Here is a 903-nt window from a genome sequence, read left to right as displayed (position 1 = left end):
CAGGGAGACGCCGGGGCGCAGGGAAGTCAGGGGACTGCCGGGACCCAGGGCAGCCAGGGCAGCCAGGGCGGTGCCGGGGCGCAGGGCAACCAGGGCAGTACGGGCTCGCAGGGCAGTCAGGGCGGGCTCGGCAGCCAGGGCAATCAGGGCAATCAAGGCGGGACCGGAACCCAGGGCAGCCAAGGCGGTCAGGGGTTTCAGGGCGACACCGGCACACCAGGATCCCAGGGCGTCCCTGGCACCCAGGGTGGTCCGGGTGTCCAGGGCGGCGCCGGTGTGCAGGGTACCCAGGGTGGTATCGGCCCGCAGGGTTTCCAGGGTGCGCAGGGCAGCCCGGGTGGTTCGGGAGCCGGCCCGCAGGGCAGCCAGGGCAGCACCGGCCCCCAGGGGTTCCAGGGCAGCCAAGGCAGTCAGGGAGTGCAGGGCGGCACGGGCGCCCAAGGGGACCAGGGCAGCCAGGGATTCCAGGGCAGCCAGGGATTCCAGGGCGGCGCCGGAGTCCAGGGCAGCCAGGGCGGCTCCGGTGCGCAGGGCAGCCAAGGTGACGCGGGAACGCAAGGAAGTCAGGGCAGCCAGGGCGATGTCGGCAGCCAGGGCAGCCAGGGCGGCCCCGGCAGTCAGGGCAGCCAAGGTGACGCGGGAACGCAAGGAAGTCAGGGCAGCCAGGGCGATGTCGGCAGCCAGGGCAGTCAGGGCGGCCCCGGTGCGCAGGGCAGCCAGGGTGATGCGGGGGCGCAGGGCTTTCAGGGTGGTGAAGGCGGTGCGGGAGCTCAGGGCAGTCAGGGCGGTCCCGGTGCGCAGGGCAGTCAGGGTGATGCGGGGGCGCAGGGTTTTCAGGGTGGTGAAGGCGGTGCGGGAGCTCAGGGCAGTCAGGGCGGTCCCGGTGCGCAGGGCAGTCAGGGT

The 903-nt window shown here is 73.4% G+C and carries 1 pseudogene; it reads right to left on the bottom strand.

Annotated features, from left to right (window positions below):
• Window positions 1-903: pseudogene (locus ACZ4M3_RS18970) on the bottom strand (hypothetical protein); the annotation flags it as partial.

It is taken from the genome of Streptomyces sp. NPDC026522 (assembly GCF_055567555.1).
Note: the sequence above shows the minus strand (reverse complement) of the source record. Positions and strands in the feature narration are given on the sequence as shown.